Below are 5,580 nucleotides of genomic sequence, written 5' to 3' on the forward strand. Positions count from 1 at the left end.
CGCATCACTGGCCATGCACCCACCGGGACCGAGAGGTCACAACCCTACTCGTGAGGGCTGCAGAAGGGATGGTCCTCTAATGAGCACCCAGCACGACATGCCGGACGAATGGGCCGGCGTTCCCGATGGAGCGGGGCGGAGCGCGCTGGACGGCCTGCGCATCGCTGACTTCTCCCGGGTTCTCGCAGGGCCCTACGCCACCATGCTCCTCGCCGACCTCGGCGCCGACGTGGTGAAGGTCGAGCGGCCGGGCATCGGGGACGACACCCGGGCCTGGCACCCACCGGCGGACCGTGACGGCACGTCGACCTATTTCCTGGGCGTCAACCGGAACAAGAGGTCGATCGCCCTGGACCTGACCACGGAGGCCGGCCGCGAACAGGCACGCGCCCTGGTCGCCGAGTCCGACGTGCTGGTGGAGAACTTCCGCCCCGGCACGATGGAGCGGCTGGGGCTCGGCCATCAGGAGCTCCGTGCGCGGCACCCGGAGCTGATCTACTGCTCGATCAGTGGCTTCGGCAGCGGTGCGGGCGCCGCGATCCCCGGATACGACCTGCTCGTGCAGGCCGTTGGAGGCCTGATGAGCGTGACCGGGGAGGCGCACGGGGAGCCGGTGAAGGCCGGCGTGGCCCTGGTCGATGTGATCACCGGGCTGCACGCCTCGGTCGGCATCCTGGCGGCCCTGCGGCACCGGGACGCCACCGGTGAGGGGCAGTTCGTGGAGGTGAACCTGCTCGGCTCGCTGCTGTCGGCCATGGTCAACCAGGCGTCGGCGTTCGCCGTCGCCGGTGTGGTTCCGGGACGCATGGGCAACGCGCACCCGAGCATCGCCCCGTACGAGACCCTCCCCACCACCGACCGTCCGCTCGCCCTCGCGGTGGGCAACGACCGGCAGTTCGCGGCGCTCGCCGAGGCCGTCGGGGATCCTGGTCTCGCTCTCGACGACCGCTTCCGCACCAACGCCGACCGAGTCGCCCACCGCGTCGAACTGCGGGACATCCTGACCAAGCGGCTCAGTGACGCGGGCGCCGACCACTGGTCGACCGTCCTGCTGGCGGCCGGGGTGCCCGCCGGGCCGGTCAACACCCTCGACGATGCCTTCGCCTTCGCCCACAGGCTCGGCCTTCCCGGCATCGTCGACGTCCCCGCCGCATCCGCCGACGGAGCAGAGGGCGAACCCTCCCGCCAGGTCGCCAGCCCCATCGCCCTGAGCGGCACACCCGCCCGGTACCGACTGCCGCCGCCGCGCCTGGGCCAGCACACTGCGGATATTCTCCACTGCCTTTCCGACCCGGCCTCCCCGCCGAACGCAGCGGGCACATGACCGTTTCCCGCGCGGGCACCACGGCCGAACCGATCACCACAACCCCCAGGAGCTCAGTATGAGCGGCAAGCCGCTGAAGGACCCCCTCGAACTGCTCGACCTTGCCTCCACCCTCAGCGGCGAGGAGCGCGAGATCCAGGCCACCGTCGCCAAGTTCCTCGCCGACCGGGTCCGCCCGCACATCGGCGAGTGGTTTGAGAACGCCCACTTCGCCCGCGAACTGGCCCCGGAGCTCGGCAAGTTGGGCGTGCTGGGCATGCATCTCGAAGGGTACGGCTGCGCCGGGACGAACGCGGTCAGTTACGGACTGGCCTGTCTGGAGCTGGAGGCGGCGGACTCCGGTTTCCGCAGTTTCGTCTCGGTCCAGGGCTCGCTGTCGATGTTCTCCATCTGGAAGTGGGGCTCGGAGGAACAGAAGCAGGAGTGGCTGCCCCGGCTCGCCGCCGGGGAGGCGATCGGCTGCTTCGGCCTGACCGAGCCCGACTTCGGCAGCAACCCGTCCGGGATGCGTACCCGCGCCCTCCGTGACGGCGGCGACTGGATCCTGAGCGGCTCCAAGATGTGGATCACCAACGGCGGCATCGCCGACGTGGCCACCGTCTGGGCGCAGACCGAGGACGGCATCCGCGGCTTCCTCGTCCCGCGTGGCACCTCCGGCTTCACCACGCAGGACATCAAGCAGAAGATGTCGCTGCGCGCCTCCATCACCTCGGAGCTGTACTTCGACAACGTACGGCTGCCCGACTCGGCGCGGCTGCCGCACGCGCAGGGCCTGCGCGGACCGCTGTCCTGCCTGAACGAGGCCCGCTTCGGCATCCTGTTCGGCGCGGTCGGTGCGGCCCGCGACTCGATCCAGGCGGCCATCGACTACGCCGACTCCCGGGTGCAGTTCGACAAGCCGATCAGCTCCTTCCAGCTCACCCAGAAGAAGCTCGCCGACATGAGCGTGTCCGTGGGCAATGCCGCACTGCTCGCCATCCACCTGGGCCGGCTCAAGGACCAGCACCGCATCCGGCCCGAGCAGATCAGCGTCGGCAAGCTCAACAACGTCCGGGAAGCGATCGCCATCGCGCGGGAGTGCCGCACCATCCTGGGGGCCAACGGCATCTCCCTGGAGTACTCACCGCTGCGCCACGCCAACAACCTGGAGTCCGTCCTGACCTACGAAGGCACCAGTGAGATGCACACGCTGGTCGTCGGTCAGGCGATCACCGGCTACCCGGCGTTCCGCTGACCTCCGAAAGCTGAAGGAAGACGACCGTGAACATCGTCGTACTCGTCAAGCAGGTCCCGGACACCGCTGCCGAGCGCACCCTGTCCGAGGCCGACCACACCCTTGACCGCGAGAACGCCGATCTCCTCCTCGACGAGATCAACGAACGCGCCGCGGAGGAGGCCCTGACGCTTAAGGAGGCGGTGGGTGCCGAAGTCACCGTGGTGTCCATGGGACCCGACTCCGCGATCGACGCCATCCGCAAGGCCCTGTCGATGGGCGCCGACCGCGGCATCCACATCTGCGACGACAGGCTCCAGGGCGCCGACGTCGTGACCACCGCGAAGGTGCTGGCAGCCGCCGTGCGGATGGTGGAGGACGTCGACCTGGTACTCGCGGGCAACGCGACGACCGACGGACAGGGCAGCGCGGTCCCTGCCATCGTCGCGGACCTGCTCGGCCTGCCGCAGCTGACGCATGCGCGGGAGCTGACCGTGGACGGGGGACGGCTGCGCGCGGAGCGCGAGACCGAGAACGGCGAGGCGAGCCTCGACGCACCGCTGCCCGCGCTGGTCAGCGTCACCGAGAAGATCAACGAACCGCGCTACCCCTCCTTCAAGGGGATCATGGCCGCCAAGAAGAAGCCCGTGGAGACGGTCGACATCGACGACCTGTTCCCCGACGCGGACGACACCGGGTTCCTCGCGACCCGCACCCGTGTGGTGGAGGCCGTTCCGCGTCCGGCGCGGGCCGCCGGAATCCGTATCACGGACGACGGCTCGGCCGGCCGGCAGCTCGTCGAACATCTCGTCGCCCAGAAGCTCGTCTGAACCGCCCCGACCAAGAAGCAGGCACCCATGCCCGATGTCCTCGTCCTCGTCGACCACGACGGGGAACGTGTCCACAAGACCACGTACGAACTCCTCGCTGCCGCACGGCGGTTGGGCGACCCGGCCGCAGTCGTCGTGGGAACCCCCGGCACCGCGGCACGCCTCGAGGAGTGCCTCGCCCGCCATGGCGCCACAGGCGTCTACGCGGCCGAGTCCCCCGAAGCGGACGAGTTTCTCGCCACGCCGGCCGTCGACGCCCTGGAACTCGCGGTCCGGGAAGCTTCCCCGGCCGCCGTTCTGGTCTCGGCGACGACGGACGGCAAGGAGATGGCCGGTCGTCTCGCCGCGCGGCTGGACGCCGGGCTGCTGATCGACGCGGTCGACCTGGACTCGTCCGGGGCGGTCACCCAGATCGCCTTCGGCGGGTCGTACACCGTGCGCTCCCAGGTCACCCACGGCATGCCGGTGATCGCCCTGCGGCCGGGCTCCTTCGAGCCCGAGGAGCATCCTGTGCAGACAGGGGAGCGTGAGCTCCTCCTACCGTCGATCGACCCTGCGGCATCCGCCCGTATCACCGCCCGTCGCGCCGCGCTCGCGGGTGATCGTCCCGAGCTCACCGAGGCGACCGTCGTCGTTTCCGGCGGGCGCGGTGTCGGAGGAGCGGATGGCTTCAAGGTGGTGGAGGAACTGGCCGACGCCCTGGGAGGCGCGGTAGGAGCCTCGCGCGCCGCGGTGGACGCCGGCTACTACCCGCACCAGTACCAGGTGGGGCAGACCGGCAAGTCCGTCTCGCCCCAGCTGTACATCGCCCTGGGCATCTCCGGGGCCATCCAGCACCTCGCCGGGATGCAGACCTCCAAGACGATCGTCGCGGTCAACAAGGACCCCGAGGCGCCGATCCTCGACCTCGCCGACTTCGGCGTGGTGGGTGACCTGTTCGCCGTCGCTCCCCGGCTGGCCCGGGAAGTGGCCGCCCGCCGCGAGGTCGGTTGACGGACCGAGCACGGAGCATGAGGGAGGGACACTCGACCATGCGGCGCAGCAGCGGGGGAGGGGCGTACAGCGGTTCCCGGTACTCCTCGTACAGTGCCTCGCCTATCGCCGCCACGGTGTCCAGTCCGATGAGGTCGGCGAGGCGCAGCGGGCCCATGGGGTGCGCGCAGCCCGCGGTCATTCCGGTGTCGATGTCCTCCGCCGTCGCCGTGCCGGAGCCGACCATCCGCACTGCCGCCAACAGGTACGGAATCAGCAGGGAGTTCACCACGAAGCCCGCGCGGTCCTGCGCGACGATCGTCTTCTTGCCCAGGATCTCGCCCGCGAAGGCACGCACGCGCAGTTCCGTGGCCTTCGACGTGTGCAGTGAGGGGATGACCTCCACCAGCGGCAGGCATCCGCGTACAAACGTGCGTCGTTTCGATGGTGACCGGAGCCCGGAACGGACTGCGCGTCGCTGACTTCCGGCCGCTGCCCCAGGGCGCACGCACCGGGTCGTCGACCGCATGCTGAAGGGGCGTCAGACTCATGCCGGACGCCTGACGCGGATCGGCGTTTCATGCTGTGGCCGTGGCTGCGGCGGCCTCCCGCAGCCGGCGGATCACGCCGCGGACCGCGGGCGAGGTCTCCCCCCTGCGGTAGGCGCCGACCAGCCGGGTGGTCAGCGGTACGTCCGCCAGCGGACGGTAGGCCACTCCGGGGATGTGCACGCGGCGCAGTGAATCGGGGACCAGGGCCACCGCGAGACCGCCGCCCACCAGCGTGAGAGCCGCGATGAAGTCCCGCACCGGGGGAGCGCACCGCGGACTGAACCCGCCGTGCTCCGCCACTTCGAGGATCTGGTCGCGGCAGCCGTACTCCTCGTCGAAGTGCGGGGCCACGAAGCACTCGTCGCACAGTTTCGCCGCGGGTACGGCCTCGTACGCCGCCAGTGGCGCCGCGGCCGGCAGGGCCAGGACGACCTGCTCGGTGAGCAGGCAGGTGGCCGTGACTTCGGGCGGGTACTCCGGTCTCCACCGCAGGAAGCCGACGTCGATGTCCCCGCTGGCCAGTGCTTCCAACTGGGCCGGCGTCTCCAACTCGCGTACCTCAACCGTCAGTTCGGTGCCGGGGGCGGCGCAGCGGGTGAGGACGTCGGTGAGCACTCCGGAGAACGCGGCGGAGGCGACGTACGCGATCTGGGCATGCCCCAGCTCCCCGCGACCGGCACGTCGGCCCAC

5 protein-coding genes and 1 pseudogene are annotated in these 5,580 nt (G+C 70.3%); 4 read left to right on the plus strand and 2 right to left on the minus strand.

Annotation, left to right across the window (positions count from 1 at the left end; genetic code table 11):
• Window positions 1-79: 79 nt before the first annotated feature.
• From H8R17_RS44140 to H8R17_RS44155, 4 genes are read left to right on the plus strand one after another with little or no spacing between them, the layout of a single operon-like run.
• Window positions 80-1,324 (plus strand): CaiB/BaiF CoA transferase family protein, encoded by a 1,245-nt coding sequence (locus H8R17_RS44140; protein WP_399478107.1) that lies wholly within the window; start codon window positions 80-82, stop codon window positions 1,322-1,324.
• A gap of 58 nt (window positions 1,325-1,382) precedes the next feature.
• Entirely contained in the window at window positions 1,383-2,558 is a 1,176-nt protein-coding gene (locus H8R17_RS44145; RefSeq protein ID WP_187828798.1) for an acyl-CoA dehydrogenase family protein, read from the plus strand.
• A gap of 26 nt (window positions 2,559-2,584) precedes the next feature.
• Window positions 2,585-3,367, plus strand: a complete 783-nt coding sequence (locus tag H8R17_RS44150; protein WP_187828799.1) for an electron transfer flavoprotein subunit beta/FixA family protein — start codon at window positions 2,585-2,587, stop codon at window positions 3,365-3,367.
• A 27-nt stretch (window positions 3,368-3,394) separates the two neighbouring features.
• The gene (locus H8R17_RS44155; protein ID WP_187828800.1) at window positions 3,395-4,360 is read left to right on the plus strand and encodes an electron transfer flavoprotein subunit alpha/FixB family protein; all 966 of its coding nucleotides are present in this window, start codon (window positions 3,395-3,397) and stop codon (window positions 4,358-4,360) included.
• Between the two features lie 31 nt (window positions 4,361-4,391).
• Here H8R17_RS44155 and H8R17_RS44160 read toward each other — a convergent pair.
• Both H8R17_RS44160 and H8R17_RS44165 read right to left on the minus strand, forming a co-directional pair.
• Window positions 4,392-4,754, minus strand: a pseudogene (locus tag H8R17_RS44160) (3-hydroxyacyl-CoA dehydrogenase family protein); the annotation flags it as partial.
• 163 nt (window positions 4,755-4,917) lie between these two features.
• On the minus strand, window positions 4,918-5,580 hold a 663-nt coding region (locus H8R17_RS44165; RefSeq protein WP_187828801.1), incomplete at its 5' end, for a LysR family substrate-binding domain-containing protein.

The sequence above is a fragment of the Streptomyces sp. TRM68367 genome, from assembly GCF_014495685.1.
Taxonomy (GTDB): domain Bacteria; phylum Actinomycetota; class Actinomycetes; order Streptomycetales; family Streptomycetaceae; genus Streptomyces.